This is a genomic window from Streptomyces sp. NPDC002884 (assembly GCF_040295245.1).
Classification (GTDB): domain Bacteria; phylum Actinomycetota; class Actinomycetes; order Streptomycetales; family Streptomycetaceae; genus Streptomyces.
In genome coordinates this window covers 120,065-133,504 of sequence record NZ_JBEOVB010000015.1, presented here as the reverse complement: position 1 = coordinate 133,504, position 13,440 = coordinate 120,065, and the positions used below count along the sequence as shown (strand labels likewise).

General features: G+C 71.0%; 15 protein-coding genes. 6 read left to right on the top strand and 9 right to left on the bottom strand.

Going from position 1 to position 13,440, the window contains the following annotated elements; translation table 11 throughout:
- Window positions 1-56: 56 nt before the first annotated feature.
- The 5 genes from ABT070_RS27490 to ABT070_RS27470 form a co-directional block, all read right to left on the bottom strand.
- Window positions 57-1,028 carry an SCO1860 family LAETG-anchored protein gene (locus ABT070_RS27490; RefSeq protein WP_351764546.1) on the bottom strand — a complete coding sequence of 324 codons (972 nt, stop codon included), beginning with the start codon at window positions 1,026-1,028 and terminating at the stop codon, window positions 57-59.
- 166 nt (window positions 1,029-1,194) lie between these two features.
- Window positions 1,195-2,286, bottom strand: coding sequence for an amidohydrolase family protein (locus ABT070_RS27485; protein ID WP_351764545.1), 1,092 nt, complete (start codon window positions 2,284-2,286; stop codon window positions 1,195-1,197).
- Between the two features lie 14 nt (window positions 2,287-2,300).
- Window positions 2,301-3,119: an amino acid ABC transporter ATP-binding protein gene (locus ABT070_RS27480; RefSeq protein ID WP_351764544.1), complete on the bottom strand. Its 819-nt coding sequence runs from the start codon at window positions 3,117-3,119 to the stop codon at window positions 2,301-2,303.
- The gene (locus tag ABT070_RS27475) at window positions 3,116-3,949 is read right to left on the bottom strand and encodes an amino acid ABC transporter permease (RefSeq protein ID WP_351764543.1); all 834 of its coding nucleotides are present in this window, start codon (window positions 3,947-3,949) and stop codon (window positions 3,116-3,118) included. The genes ABT070_RS27480 and ABT070_RS27475 overlap by 4 nt, the downstream gene beginning before the upstream one ends.
- Window positions 3,950-3,953: 4 nt before the next feature.
- Window positions 3,954-4,817 carry a transporter substrate-binding domain-containing protein gene (locus tag ABT070_RS27470; RefSeq protein ID WP_351764542.1) on the bottom strand — a complete coding sequence of 288 codons (864 nt, stop codon included), beginning with the start codon at window positions 4,815-4,817 and terminating at the stop codon, window positions 3,954-3,956.
- Between the two features lie 183 nt (window positions 4,818-5,000).
- Here ABT070_RS27470 and ABT070_RS27465 point away from each other — a divergent pair, with 183 nt between their 5' ends.
- From ABT070_RS27465 to thpD, 6 genes are all read left to right on the top strand, one after another.
- A complete protein-coding gene (locus ABT070_RS27465; protein ID WP_351764541.1) occupies window positions 5,001-6,101 on the top strand; it encodes a pyridoxal-phosphate-dependent aminotransferase family protein in 1,101 nt (366 codons plus the stop codon).
- Window positions 6,102-6,167: 66 nt separating this feature from the next.
- Complete coding sequence (locus tag ABT070_RS27460; protein WP_351764540.1) at window positions 6,168-6,695, top strand: DinB family protein; 528 nt, start codon at window positions 6,168-6,170, stop codon at window positions 6,693-6,695.
- A gap of 282 nt (window positions 6,696-6,977) precedes the next feature.
- Window positions 6,978-7,484, top strand: coding sequence for a diaminobutyrate acetyltransferase (ectA, locus tag ABT070_RS27455; RefSeq protein WP_351764539.1), 507 nt, complete (start codon window positions 6,978-6,980; stop codon window positions 7,482-7,484).
- Window positions 7,485-7,545: 61 nt separating this feature from the next.
- A complete protein-coding gene (ectB, locus tag ABT070_RS27450) occupies window positions 7,546-8,817 on the top strand; it encodes a diaminobutyrate--2-oxoglutarate transaminase (RefSeq protein ID WP_351764538.1) in 1,272 nt (423 codons plus the stop codon).
- A 45-nt stretch (window positions 8,818-8,862) separates the two neighbouring features.
- The gene (locus tag ABT070_RS27445) at window positions 8,863-9,267 is read left to right on the top strand and encodes an ectoine synthase (protein ID WP_057599305.1); all 405 of its coding nucleotides are present in this window, start codon (window positions 8,863-8,865) and stop codon (window positions 9,265-9,267) included.
- A 5-nt stretch (window positions 9,268-9,272) separates the two neighbouring features.
- Window positions 9,273-10,160, top strand: coding sequence for an ectoine hydroxylase (gene thpD, locus ABT070_RS27440; RefSeq protein ID WP_351764537.1), 888 nt, complete (start codon window positions 9,273-9,275; stop codon window positions 10,158-10,160).
- A 93-nt stretch (window positions 10,161-10,253) separates the two neighbouring features.
- Here thpD and ABT070_RS27435 read toward each other — a convergent pair whose 3' ends face one another.
- The 4 genes from ABT070_RS27435 to ABT070_RS27420 all read right to left on the bottom strand — a co-directional run bounded on the left by ABT070_RS27435 (window position 10,254) and on the right by ABT070_RS27420 (window position 13,435).
- Complete coding sequence (locus ABT070_RS27435) at window positions 10,254-11,306, bottom strand: aminotransferase class V-fold PLP-dependent enzyme (RefSeq protein ID WP_351764536.1); 1,053 nt, start codon at window positions 11,304-11,306, stop codon at window positions 10,254-10,256.
- Window positions 11,307-11,418: 112 nt separating this feature from the next.
- Window positions 11,419-12,135, bottom strand: coding sequence for a DsbA family oxidoreductase (locus ABT070_RS27430; RefSeq protein WP_351764535.1), 717 nt, complete (start codon window positions 12,133-12,135; stop codon window positions 11,419-11,421).
- Between the two features lie 103 nt (window positions 12,136-12,238).
- Entirely contained in the window at window positions 12,239-12,742 is a 504-nt protein-coding gene (locus ABT070_RS27425; RefSeq protein ID WP_351764534.1) for a GNAT family N-acetyltransferase, read from the bottom strand.
- Window positions 12,743-12,826: 84 nt separating this feature from the next.
- A complete protein-coding gene (locus ABT070_RS27420) occupies window positions 12,827-13,435 on the bottom strand; it encodes a DUF1349 domain-containing protein (protein WP_351764533.1) in 609 nt (202 codons plus the stop codon).
- Window positions 13,436-13,440: the final 5 nt, after the last annotated feature.

The window sequence follows — 13,440 nt, the reverse complement described above, 5'->3', positions numbered from 1 at the left end:
CGGACGCGTACCCCGTGCTCCGCGTGCTTCGCGTGCTTCGCGTGCTTCGCGTCCGGTCAGCCGCGGCGGCGGGCCAGTGCCACCGCTCCCCCGCCCGCCGCCAGCAGCGCCAGCGCGCCGCCCGCGATGTACGGGGTCGTCGAGCTGCCGCCGGTCCGGGCCAGGTCCGCCCGGGCGGGCGCGCCCTGTGCCTTGACGTCACCGGCCGGGGCGGTGCTCGGCTCGGCGACCTGCTCCTGTCCCTGGTCCTGCGCCTCTCCCTGGTCCTGTTCCTCGCCCCGGTCCTGGTCCCGGCCCTTCTCTGCCGGGGCCTGGCAGGTGGCCTTCGCCAGGGTCAGGGTGCCGGTGACCTCGGCGACGTTGAGGCTCAACGGGTTGACGGAGACGGTGAGTTCGAGAGCGGTGGCGGCGGCCGTGCGGGAGGTGGTCTCGCGCTTCGACAGGTCGAGGCGGACTTCGCCCACGCCCGGCACCTTCACGTCCGTCGTGCCGCCGGCGCTCACCGACACCTTCTTGCCCAGGACCGTCACCGAGCCGAGCAGGTTGGAGACGGCCACCGGCTTCTCGCCGGTCTCGCAGGTCGCCCTGGAGGTGACCGTGCCGACCTCGACGAGGGAGAGCAGGGGGAGACCGGGGACGTGCAGCTCGGCGTGGACGAGGCGGGTGGACGCCTCGGCCCGGGTGCCGTCGACGGTCGCCTTCGCCTCGGCGACGTCCGCGCGCAGGACGCTGAAGGGCTTTCCGCCGCCGACGCCGTTCAACTCGGCCGACAGCGCGGTCTTCTCGGCGCTGTGCGGAGCCCGCACCTCGTTGAGGGAGACGGCGAGCGGGATGTCGGCGGTCTTGTCGAGCAGGGCCACGTCGAGGCCGGTGCGCAGGACGGACGCGCTCGCCCGGCCCTCGCCGGACGTCGCGTGGGCGGTGCCCGCGCCGGCCAGGACCGCGGGACCTGCGGCCAGGGCCGTGACCGCCACGACGGCGGCGGCGCGGCGAGCGCGTGCGGGCAGCGGGAAGTTGTTGCCGTTCAAGGGTGGGACCCCCAGAAGAGAATTGCCTCGGGACCCCGCAAGAATTACGTACGAGGGGTGAACGGGCAGCGGGGTGACGCGAGTTCACTCCAACGTGAGTTTTCCGTGCATGCCTTCGAATCCTTCGGCACGCACGTTCTCCACGACCGCCCGTGTCACAGCGCTTTCAGCTCACCACCGCGCCGTCGAGTACCACCCGGCGCGGTGCCGCGAGCACCCGTGCGTCGGCGCGCGGGTCGCTCTCGTAGACCACCAGGTCCGCCGGAGCGCCCTCGACCAGACCGGGGCGCCCGAGCCACTCGCGCGCGCCCCAGGTCGTCGCCGAGAGCGCCGCCAGCGGCGGGATGCCCGCCGTCACCAGTTCGGCGACCTCCGCGGCCACCAGACCGTGCGGCAGCGTGCCGCCGGCGTCCGTGCCGACGAAGACCGGGATGCCGGCGTCGTAGGCGGAGCGAACGGTGTCGTAACGGCGTTCGTGGAGCCGGCGCATATGGGCCGACCAGCGCGGGAACCTGGATTCGCCGCCGGCGGCGAGCTGCGGGAAGGTGGCGATGTTGACGAGGGTCGGCACGATCGCCACGCCGCGTGACGCGAACAGCGGGATCAGCTCCTCGGTCAGGCCGGTCGCGTGCTCGACGCAGTCGATGCCCGACTCGACGAGGTCACGGAGCGAGTTCTCGGCGAAGCAGTGCGCCGTGACCCGCGCACCCAGGCGGTGGGCCTCCGCGATGGCCGCCTCGGCCGCCTCCCGTGGCCAGCTGGGGGCCAGGTCGCCCACCTCGCGGTCGATCCAGTCGCCCACCAGCTTGACCCAGCCGTCGCCGCGCCGGGCCTCCCGCGCGACGTACGCGACCAGGTCGTCGGGCTCGATCTCGTGGGCGTAGCCGCGGAGGTAGCGGCGGGTGCGGGCGATGTGCCGGCCGGCCCGGATGATCTTCGGAAGGTCCTCGCGGTCGTCGACCCAGCGGGTATCCGAGGGCGAGCCGGCGTCGCGGATCAGCAGGGTGCCCGCCTCGCGGTCGGTCAGCGCCTGCTTCTCGGCGACGTCGGTGCCGACGGGGCCGTGCGCGCCCAGGCCCACATGGCAGTGGGCGTCGACCAGGCCGGGCAGCGCCCACCCCTCGACGGTCCGTACGTCGCGGGCGCCGACGGGACGGTCGTAGGAGACCCGGCCGTCGACGACCCACAGCCCGTCGCGGACCTCGTCGGATCCGGTCAGGATCCGGCCCTTCACGTGCAGCACCGCGCGATCGCTCATGCAGTGCACCCTAACTACTGCTCCGGCTCGCCCTTCGGGTCGCCCGCCCGGCCGGTCACCTGCCCCGAGGCGCCCTCCTCCACGTCCGCCATCGCGGGGTCGAGGAGGCGCGAGAGGAAGTGGCGGGTGCGTTCGTGGCTGGGGTTCGCGATGACCTCGGCCGGGGTCCCGTCCTCCACGATCACCCCGCCGTCCATGAAGACGACCCGGTCGGCGACCTCGCGGGCGAAGGTCATCTCGTGGGTGACGACCATCATCGTCATGCCCTCGTCGGCGAGCATCCGCATGACCGCGAGGACATCGCCGACCAGCTCCGGGTCGAGCGCCGACGTCGGCTCGTCGAACAGCATCACCTCGGGGCCCATGGCCAGCGCGCGGGCGATCGCGACGCGCTGCTGCTGACCGCCGGAGAGGGAGGCGGGATAGGCGGCCGCCTTCTCCGACAGGCCCACCCGCTCCAGGTTCTCGGCGGCCACCCTCGCCGCCTCCGCCTTGCCGCGCCCGAGCACCCGGCGCTGCGGCAGCGTGAGGTTCTCGGTCACCGACAGGTGCGGGAAGAGGTTGAACTGCTGGAAGACCATCCCGATACGGCGGCGTACGGCGTCGATGTCGACGTCGGGGTCGGTGAGTTCGGTGCCGCCGACGAAGACCTGGCCCTTGGTGGGCTCCTCCAGCAGGTTCACGCAGCGCAGCAGCGTCGACTTGCCGGAGCCGGACGGGCCGATCACACAGACGACCTCGCCCTGGCCGATCTCCAGGTCGATGCCGCGCAGCACCTCGTTGGCGCCGAACGACTTGTGCAGGTCGCGGACTTCGATCTCCGGTCGGCTCATTTCACGGCCTCCTGGGCCTTGGCCTCCATGCGCCGCACGACGAAGCCGAGCGGAATGGTCACCAGCAGGTAGCACAGGCCGGCGACGAGGATCGGCGTGGAGTTGGCGGTCGTGCTGGCCAGGTCACGGCCGTACTTGGACAGTTCGCGCTCCTCCAGCGTCACCCCGAGGAGCAGGACCAGGGAGGAGTCCTTGAAGAGCATGATCAGCTCGTTGGTGAGCGGCGGGAGGATGATCCGGAACGCCTGCGGGATGATGACCGAGACCATCGCGCGGGCGGGCGAGAAGCCCAGCGACCGGGCCGCCTCCAGCTGCCCCTTGGGCACGGCCTGGATGCCCGCGCGGAACGTCTCCGCCATGTACGCGGCCCCGATCAGGCCGAGCCCGAGGGCCGCCTTGCCGTAGGTGCCGCCGACGATCTCCGTGCCGGGGAAGGCCAGCGGCACGGCCACGCCGATGAACACGAAGATCAGCAGGGCGGGCAGACCGCGGAAGATCTCGATGTAGACACCGGCCACCCAGCGGTACGGGCCCACGGAGGACAGCCGCATCAGGGCGACGACCAGGCCGAGCACCAGGCCGAGGGCGAAGCCGGACGCCGTGTACAGCACGGTGTTCTTCAACGCCAGCGTGATGACGTCCGGGAACATCTCCTTGGCGATGTCCCACTGGGCGAACTGGTTCTTCAGCCGGCCCCAGTCCGCCGTGACCGCGAAGACGATCACGGCGGCGGCGAAGACGACGTACTGCGCGCCGCGCGAGAGGCTGCGCTTCTGCCGCCGGGTCAGGCCCTTCTTCTTCGGTTGGAGTCGTACGTCGCTGTCGGCCATGGGGTCAGGAGGCCGAGGCGGCGGCCGAGGGGGACGCGGCCGACTCGTCGTACGGCCCGATCCACTTCTCGTACAGCTTCTTGTAGGTGCCGTCGGCCTTCGCCTCCGCCAGCGCCTTGTTGATCGCGGCGACCAGCTTCGCGTTGCCCTTCTTCACCGTGAAGCCGTACTGCTCACCGGTGTTGAGGTTGTCGACGACCTTGAAGGCGTCGGCGTTGGCCTTGTCCTTCAGCCAGCCCTGGACGACCGGGAAGTCGATGATGACGGCCTTGACCTGGCCGGTGCGCAGACCGTTGAGGACGGCGTCGGAGGACTCGAAGGAGACCGGGTCGAAGCCCTGCTTCTTGGCGTAGTCCTCGCCGGTGGTCTGCGCCTGGGCGCCGAGCTTGACGTCCTTGGACTTCACGTCGGCGAGCGAGGTGACACCCGCGCCCTTGTCGACCAGGACGGCCTGGGTGGCCTCGAAGTACGGGTCGGAGAAGTCGACGTTCTTCTTGCGCTCGTCGGTGATGGTCATGCCGGCCGCGGCCAGGTCGCACTCGCCGGAGTTGAGGAAGGCGCCGGTCTTGAAGTTCTCGAAGGGCGTGTCCAGGATCTCCTGCTTCACCCCGAGGTCCTTGGCGACCAGGTCGATCAGGGACACGTCGAAGCCCTGCACCTTGCCGTCGATCTCCGACTGGAACGGCGGGTAGGGCAGGTGGGTGCAGGTGGTGAGCTGGCCCGCCTTGGCGAGCTCGACCCCGCCGGCGGCGGTCCTGGAGCCGCTGCCGCCGTCATCGGTGGAGGTGCAGGCGGCGACGAGCATCAGCCCGGCCGCCACGGTGGTGGCGGCCAGGACGCGGGTCCGGCGGCCGGGGAGGGTGTTCACGGCGGGCCTTCCTGTAAGGGAACTGTGCGTTCCGATTATAAGGAGAAGTTTGAGGCTCTCAAATCAAACCGATGGTTACATCGCCGTGCTGCCTACGAAGTCACGAGCGGGGAGGGCGGGAAGGGTGGGGCACGTGCCGGTTAGTCTCGTCACCTCTACCCAGTGAGTGAAGAGAGCACCGCCGTGACACACCCGTTCCTCGATCTTGCCCCGCTGAACGCCGCACATTTCGCCTCGATCGAGGACCGGGTGGCCCGGCTGCTGGACACCCGGCAGGACGTCGTGATCATGCAGGGCGAGGCGCTGCTGCCGCTCGAGGGCGCGATCCGCGGCACGGCCGGACCGGGCACCACCGCGCTGAACGTGATCACCGGTCCGTACGGGCAGACCTTCGGGGACTGGCTGCGGGACTGCGGTGCCACGGTGATCGATCTGGCGGTGCCCTTCCACACGGCGGTGACGGCCGCGCAGATCCGGGAGGCCTTCGCCGAGCACCCCGGGATCGACTTCGTGTCGCTGGTGCACGCGGAGGCGGCGACCGGCAACACCAACCCGGTCGCGGAGATCGGCGAGGTGGTGCGGGAGCACGGCGCGCTGTTCTACCTGGACGCGGTCGCCTCGATCGGCGCGGAACCGGTACTGCCGGACGCGTGGGGCGTCGACCTGTGTGTGATCGGCGCGCAGAAGGCGATGGGCGGTCCGGCGGGTGTGTCGGCGGTGTCGGTGAGCGCGCGGGCGTGGGCGCGGATGGCCGCGAACCCGGGGGCGCCGCGCCGCTCGTACCTGTCCCTGCTGGACTGGAAGGAGCGGTGGATCGACGGCGGCCGCAAGGCGTTGCTGCACGCGCCGGCGCAGCTGGAGATGCTGGCGCTGGAGGCGTGCGTCGCGCGGATCGAGGCGGAGCGGCCGCAGACGGTGATGGCCCGGCACGCGTCCGCCGCCGCCGCGACGCGCGCGGGCGCGGTCGCGCTGGGCGGCGGACTGGAGCCGTACGTGCGCGACGCGGCGGAGGCGGCGCCCGTCGCCACGACGCTGCGGACGCCGTCGGGCGTGGTGGCGTCGGAGCTGGTGGCCAGGGCGCTGGCCAGCGACCCGGCGCTGCCGCTGGCCGCGGGTGGGGGCGCGCTGGCCGAGGAGATGATCCGGGTCAACCACTACGGGGGCGACGCGACCGTGGGCGTGGTGCAGGGGTGTCTGGCGGCGCTGGGCGCCGCACTGGCGGAGCAGGGACGGGACGTGGATCCGGAAGGGGCCCGGCGCGCCGTGGAGAACGCCTGGCGGTAGGCGCCGGGGTGCGCCGCCGGGACCGACGAGGCCCGCTCTCCGACGTCGGCCGGCATGCTGCCCCGCATGACCACCGACACTCCCCTCACCCTCCCCGACGGCCGCCCCGTCCCCCTGCTGACCGGTGACGAACTCCCCATGCTGGAGAGCTGGCTGGCGTTCCACCGGGCCACGCTCGAGCTGAAGTGTGCGGGACTGGACGACGAACAGGTGCGGCAACCGGCCGCCGAGCCGTCCGAGTTGACCCTGCTCGGTCTCGTCCAGCATCTCGCCGAGGTGGAACGGAACTGGTTCCAGAGGGCGTTCGCCGGGCTCGACCTGCCGCCCGTCTTCGAGGAGAGGACCGGGTACGCCCTCGACGCCGGGCGGAACCTCGACGGGGCGCTGGCCGTCTGGCGGCGGGAGATCGCGCGCGGGCGGGAGCTGATCGCCGGGCGGCCTCTGGAGGCCACCGGCCGGATCCTCGACGGGCCGATGGCCGGGCTCGAGGTCAGCCTGCGCTGGATACTGCTCCACATGATCGAGGAGTACGCCCGGCACAACGGCCACGCGGACATTCTCCGGGAGCGTATCGACGGGGTTACCGGAACCTGAATTCAAGGTTATTCGCGAATTATCGCCGAGACTTTTGCCGACGCCCTTCTCGACGCTTTTCCCGACGATAGCTTTCCTGAGTTCTTCTGCCCGGATCCCCCACATCTAAACGGGGAGAATTTCGGGCAGGTTCCGAGTGCGTGACGCATTGCACAAGCGGGGCGATATGTACCTTTAGCGCGGTGCAAAAGCGGATGAAACGGCCATCCATCCCGGTGGCATCACGGAATCACCACGGCCTCTCCATGCGCTTTTGAATTTCGCTGGGTAAGTTCAATCCGCATGACTGCCGCACAAGCAGACCTACGTATCGACCGCCCGTCGGTGGAAGACGGAGCGGCGCTCTGGCGCCTCGCGAAGGATTCCGGAACGCTCGACCTGAACTCGTCCTACAGCTATCTGCTGTGGTGCCGCGACTTCGCCGCCACCTCGGCGGTGGCCCGCGCGGAGGGCGGCGAGCCGGTCGGGTTCGTCACCGGGTACGTACGGCCGGAGGACCCGCACACCCTGCTGGTCTGGCAGGTGGCCGTCGACGCCGCGCACCGAGGACGCGGCCTCGCCGCCGCACTGCTGGACGGGCTGACCGCGCGGATCGCCGCCGAACGCCCGCTCACCGCCGTGGAGACCACGATCACGCCGGGCAACACCGCCTCCGAGCGGCTGTTCACCTCGTACGCCGAGCGGCACGGGGCGACCGTCACCCGTGAGGTGCTGTTCGGCGCCGGGCTGTTCCCCGACGGTCCGCACGACCCCGAGGTGCTGTACCGCATCGGCCCCCTCGCCTTCTGACCTCCCCGCCCCGCCGCCGCCCGTCTCTCCTTCCGACCCCCACCCCGAGGAGCGTTTCGTCGTGACCATCACCCCGCCCGATCTGAGCGTGTTCGAGACCCTCGAGTCCGAGGTGCGCAGCTACTGCCGCAGCTGGCCCGCCGTCTTCGACCGCGCGCAGGGCAGCCGTATGTACGACGAGGACGGTCACCGCTACCTGGACTTCTTCGCCGGCGCCGGGTCCCTCAACTACGGCCACAACAACCCTGTGCTGAAACGGGCGTTGATCGACTATCTGATGCGGGACGGCGTCACGCACGGGCTCGACATGTCGACCGTGGCCAAGCGGACCTTCCTCCAGACCTTCCAGGATCTGGTGCTGCGGCCGCGCGACCTGCCCTACAAGGTGATGTTCCCGGGCCCGACCGGCACCAACGCCGTGGAGTCGGCCCTGAAGCTGGCGCGGAAGGTGAAGGGACGCGAGGCCATCGTGTCGTTCACCAACGCCTTCCACGGGATGTCCCTCGGGGCGCTCGCCGTGACCGGCAACGCCTTCAAGCGGGCCGGGGCCGGGGTCCCGCTGGTGCACGGCACGCCCATGCCGTTCGACAACTACTTCGAGGGCCAGGTCCCCGACTTCCTGTGGTTCGAGCGGCTGCTCGAGGACCAGGGGTCCGGGCTGAACAAGCCCGCCGCCGTGATCGTCGAGACCGTGCAGGGCGAGGGCGGCATCAACGCCGCGCGTCCGCAGTGGCTGCGGGCGCTCAAGGAACTGTGCGAGCGGCAGGACATGCTGCTGATCGTCGACGACATCCAGATGGGATGCGGGCGCACCGGGGCCTTCTTCTCCTTCGAGGAGGCGGGGATCGTCCCGGACATCGTGACCGTCTCCAAGTCGATCAGCGGCTACGGACTGCCCATGTCGCTCTGCCTGTTCAGGCCCGAGCTGGACGTGTGGGAGCCGGGTGAGCACAACGGCACCTTCCGCGGCAACAACCCGGCCTTCGTCACCGCCACCGCCGCCCTCGAGACGTACTGGGCCGACGGGTCCGCCATGGAGAAGCAGACCCTGGCGCGTGGCGAGCAGATCGAGCAGGGGCTCATCTCGATCACCGAGGAGAACCTCGCCGACGTCAAGGAGTACCGGGGCCGCGGTCTGGTGTGGGGCCTGGAGTTCCACGAGAAGGCGCGTGCCGGGCGGGTCGCGAAGCGGGCCTTCGAACTCGGGCTGCTGATCGAGACGTCCGGCCCGGAGAGCGAGGTCGTCAAACTGCTGCCGGCCCTGACCATCACCCCCGAGGAACTGGACGAGGGCCTCAGTGTCATCGCCCGCGCCGTACGGGAGACCGTCTGACGCCCTCGGACCCCGTATCCCCTACCTAGGAGGCATCGCACCACCGTGATCGTCCGTTCGTTCAAGGACATCGAAGGCACCGACCGGCATGTGCGGGCGGCGTCCGGCACCTGGGAGAGCAAGCGCATCGTGCTCGCTCAGGAACGGGTCGGGTTCTCGCTGCACGAAACGATTCTGTACGCGGGTACCGAGACGTCGATGTGGTACGCGAACCACATCGAGGCCGTCGTCTGCGTCGAGGGCGCTGCCGAACTGACCGACCACGAGACCGGGCGGACGCACAGCATCACGCCCGGCACCATGTACCTCCTCGACGGCCACGAGCGGCACACGCTCCGCGTCAAGGAGGACTTCCGCTGCATCTGCGTGTTCAACCCGCCCGTCACGGGCCGGGAGGACCACGACGAGAACGGCGTGTACCCCCTGTTGACCGAGCCCGAGGAGGTGTAAGCATCGTGACCACCCTCACCGATCTCTACCCCACCCGTGGCACCACCGAGGTGTCCGTCCCCCGTCAGGACCCCGTCGTCTGGAGCTCCCCCGACACGCCGGGCCCGATCCCGGCGGCCGGCCTCCAGGAGTACGAGCGCGACGGCTTCCTCGCCGTCGACCGGCTGATCAGCGACGACGAGGTCACCGTCTGCCGGCGGGAGCTGGAGCGGCTGGTCGCCGACCCGGAGATCCGGGCCGACGGGCGGTCGATCGTCGAGCCGAAGTCCAAGGAGATCCGCTCCGTCTTCGAGGTGCACAAGCTCAGCCCGGTGTTCGCCGCGCTGGTGCGCGACGAGCGGGTCGTGGGGCGGGCCCGGCAGATCCTCGGTTCGGACGTGTACGTCCACCAGTCGCGGATCAACGTCAAGCCGGGCTTCGGGGCCGGAGGCTTCTACTGGCACTCCGACTTCGAGACCTGGCACGCGGAGGACGGTCTGCCGAACATGCGGACGGTGTCCGTGTCGATCGCGCTGACCGAGAACCGCGACACCAACGGCGGGCTCATGATCATGCCGGGCTCGCACCGGACGTTCCTCGGCTGCGCCGGGGCCACGCCCGAGGACAACTACAAGAAGTCGCTCCAGATGCAGGACGCGGGCACGCCGTCGGACGAGGCGCTGACCGCGATGGCCGGCGACCACGGCATCAAGTTGTTCACGGGCAAGGCCGGTTCGGCGACCTGGTTCGACTGCAACTGCATGCACGGGTCCGGCGACAACATCACGCCGTTCCCGCGCAGCAATGTGTTCATCGTGTTCAACAGCGTGGAGAACACGGCCGTGGAGCCGTTCGCGGCGCCGGTGCGCAGGCCGGAGTTCATCGGCGCGCGGGACTTCACACCCGTGCGGTGAGCCGTCTTCCTCCCTCGCCGGCCGCGTCGGCGGGCCCGGACGCCCCCACCCGATCCGGGTGGGGGCGTCCGGGTCTGCCGGTGGTCGCGGACCTCACGCCGACAGGGCGTTCAGCAGCCGGTCGACGTCCGCGGGCGTGTTGAACAGGTGGAAGGAAGCGCGCAGATTGCCGGAGCGGTCGGAGACCTGGATGCCGGCGGCGGCCAGCTCCGCCTGGCGGAAGCCGAGTCCGGGCACCGAGACGATCGCGGAGCCGGGCGCGGCGACGGGTCGATGGCCGAGCGCGGCGAGTCCGGCACGGAAGCGGTCCGCGAGCAGCAGGTCGTGGGCGCCGATCGCCCGCACGCCGAGTTCCTCGACGAGTTCCAGGGAGCGGCGCAGTCCGGCGTAGGTGAACAGGGCGTGGGTCAGGTCGAACCGCCGCGCGGAGCGGGCGAGTTCGGCCACCGGGCCGTAACAGCTGCCCCAGGGCTCCTCGCCGGCGACCCATCCCGCGAGGACCGGTGACAGTCCGCCGAAGTCCTCCGGGACCACCAGGAAGGCCGCGCCGTGCGGGCCGAGCAGCCACTTGAAGGAGACGGCGGCGGAGAAGTCGTGTGCGTCGGCGTCGGCCGGGAGCCAGCCGGCGGACTGCGAGAAGTCGACGTAGGTGCGTGCGCCGTGCGTCCGGGCCGCCTCGCGCAGGGCGGGCAGGTCGGCGATCCGGCCGTCGGCGGACTGGGCGGCGCTCACCGCGACCAGCGCGGTGCCGGGGCGGACGGACTCGGCGATCCGCTCCAGCGGCACGGCGCGGACCTTGAGGTCGCCGCGGACGTGGAACGGGTTGAGCACGGAGGTGAAGTCGTCCTCGGCGGTGAGCACTTCCGCGCCCGCGGGGAGCGAGGCGGCGATCACGCCGGTGTGCGCGGCGACCGAGGCGCCCAGCGCCACCCGGGTGACCGGGACGCCGGCCAGCCGGGCGTACGCGGCCCGGCAGGCCTCCACGTCCTCGTGCAGCGGGGTCAGCGGCCTGCCCTCGGCGCGCAGCACCGCCGCCTCGTGCAGGGCGGCGACGGTACGGGCCGGCAGCAGGCCGTTGCTCGCCGTGTTCAGGTACGTGGTCTTCGGGGTGAACTCGGCGCGGACGAGGCTCTCGAAGGTCTCCATGGGTCCACTGTGGGACCCCGGGAACCCCTCGTCCATTGCCGACTTTTACGTGATTCCGCTAAGGAGAACTTATAGATCGGCTCTCACCTGCGGGTTTCACCGCTGCCGGGTTTCACTGCTGCGGGACCGCGCACCCGTCCGGGCCGCAGGCCTCCGCGCCGCCGTCGTCGATCAGCTTCAGCGGGGAGCGGGCGCCCCAGGCCTGGGTGAGGGCCTGGGTGAAGACCTCGGCGGGCTGGGCCCCGGAGACGCCGTAGGCGCGGTCGAGGACGAAGAAGGGCACGCCGTTCGCGCCGAGCTGAGCGGCCTCGCGCTCGTCGGCGCGGACCTCGTCGGCGTAGCGGGCCGGGTCGGCGAGGACGGCACGGGCGGCCTCGGCGTCGAGACCGGCCTCGACGGCCAGTTCCACGAGCCGCTCGTCGCCCTCGGCGAAGACGGACCGCTCCTCGGCGAAGTTCGCCCGGTAGAGGAGCTGGATCAGCTCGTCCTGGCGGCCGTGCTCCTTGGCGAAGTGCAGCAGGCGGTGCATGTCGAAGGTGTTGCCGTGGTCGCGGTCCCGGGTGCGGTAGTCGAGTCCCTCGGCGGCGGCCTGGGCACCCAGGTTCTCCTCGCCGGACTGTGCCTGCGCCTCGCTCATCCCGTACTTCTTGGTGAGCATGGCCAGCACCGGCTGGACGTCGCCCTTGGCGCGGCCCGGGTCCAGCTCGAAGGAGCGGTGCACCACCTCGACCTGGTCACGGTGCGGGAAGGCCTCGAGCGCCTTCTCGAAGCGGGCCTTGCCCACATAGCACCAGGGGCAGGCGATGTCGCTCCAGATCTCGACGCGCATGTCTCGGCTCTCTCCAGGTCGTGCGGCTGGTACGGAGCTCCCCCGCGGGAGGTCCGCACGGAGGTTCCCTCCGGCGAGTGCATGAACGTTCAAGCAGGACGTTTCATTCCCCGGTCACCGTGTACCTCAGCCAGAGGTGGTGCTCGCCCTCGGCGGGCGGGTTCTCCGGGTCCGGGCTCCAGCCCTGCCGGGCGTAGAAGGCCTGGGCCCGCCGGTTGTCGACGTGCACGTCGAGCACGGCCGTGCGGCGCCCGTCCGCCCGCCACTGTTCGACGCAGGCCGTGTGCAGGGCCGTACCGATCCCGGCACGCCAGTGGTCGGGGTCGACGTGGAACTGGAACAGCTTGACCGTGTGCGCGGGCGCCCCCTCCGGCGTACGGAAGGACGCGAGGCCGACGAGCCGGCCCTGCTCGACGACGCACAGCACATGGCCGTCGGGCCGCTCGATGGCCGTGCGCCAGGCGGCGAGCCAGTCGGTGCCGTCCTGCGGGGTCCCGTCGGGGTAGTACGTCGCCCGGGCGCGCGCGTGCAGCGCGACGACCCGCTCCGCCTCGGCGGGGACGGCCGTCCGGATCACCCGGCTTCCCGTGACACGTTCTTCGATCATGCAGGAGAGGACGAGAAGGCCCCCTCCCCGGTTCCGGCCGGCCGGGTCCCGGCCGGGTCCGCGGAGTCCCGCCCGGCTCGCGACCTAGCTTCCGTCCCGCAGGTCGTCCGGCCACTCGGTCCTGAACTCGAGGTGGTCGTAGGTCACGACGCACCCCTCGCCCATCGGCGACTGCGTCATGAAGCCGATCAGCGCGGCGCCCGACTCCTTCTCCTCGCCCAGCGTGAACAGGCGGACGAAGGTCCACCGACTGCCGTCCCGGGAGGCGTGGAAGGCGAAGGCACGGCCGGTCCGGCTCACCCGGAGCCAGACCGAACTCCCCTCCACCGTGAAGGAGTTGGCGTCGTCGGAGTGCCCCCGGGTGACCACCGTGCAGACGGTGGCCACGTCCGGGGAGTACTCCAGGCACAGCTTGGCCCACGCCCGCTCACCGACATGGACGTACAACACCCCGGCGTCGAAGGCCGAGTTGAACCCCACGGTGACGCGTGCGATGAGCTGGAAGTCGCCCTCCGGCGCCCCCAGCAGCCGGGGCGCGTCGGCGGCGGGCTCCACCCCGTCCCCGGTGGGCGGCACGAACCGGTCCTGCCGGGCCCCGGCCCACCCGGTGAGCACCCCGTCCTCATGGAACCAGTGCCCGTCGGGCCCGTAGGTACGGAGGGGAAAGGGCAGTTCGGGGAGGGAGACGTCCATGACCT

Bases quoted from the DNA above. Each gene is read 5' to 3' on its own strand.
- ABT070_RS27485 (WP_351764545.1), bottom strand. From the start codon at position 2,286: ATGAGCGATCGCGCGGTGCTGCACGTGAAGGGCCGGATCCTGACCGGA.
- ABT070_RS27480 (WP_351764544.1), bottom strand. From the start codon at position 3,119: ATGAGCCGACCGGAGATCGAAGTCCGCGACCTGCACAAGTCGTTCGGC.
- ABT070_RS27475 (WP_351764543.1), bottom strand. From the start codon at position 3,949: ATGGCCGACAGCGACGTACGACTCCAACCGAAGAAGAAGGGCCTGACC.
- ABT070_RS27460 (WP_351764540.1), top strand. From the start codon at position 6,168: ATGACCACCGACACTCCCCTCACCCTCCCCGACGGCCGCCCCGTCCCC.
- ectA (WP_351764539.1), top strand. From the start codon at position 6,978: ATGACTGCCGCACAAGCAGACCTACGTATCGACCGCCCGTCGGTGGAA.
- ABT070_RS27435 (WP_351764536.1), bottom strand. From the start codon at position 11,306: ATGGAGACCTTCGAGAGCCTCGTCCGCGCCGAGTTCACCCCGAAGACC.
- ABT070_RS27430 (WP_351764535.1), bottom strand. From the start codon at position 12,135: ATGCGCGTCGAGATCTGGAGCGACATCGCCTGCCCCTGGTGCTATGTG.
- ABT070_RS27425 (WP_351764534.1), bottom strand. From the start codon at position 12,742: ATGATCGAAGAACGTGTCACGGGAAGCCGGGTGATCCGGACGGCCGTC.
- ABT070_RS27420 (WP_351764533.1), bottom strand. From the start codon at position 13,435: ATGGACGTCTCCCTCCCCGAACTGCCCTTTCCCCTCCGTACCTACGGG.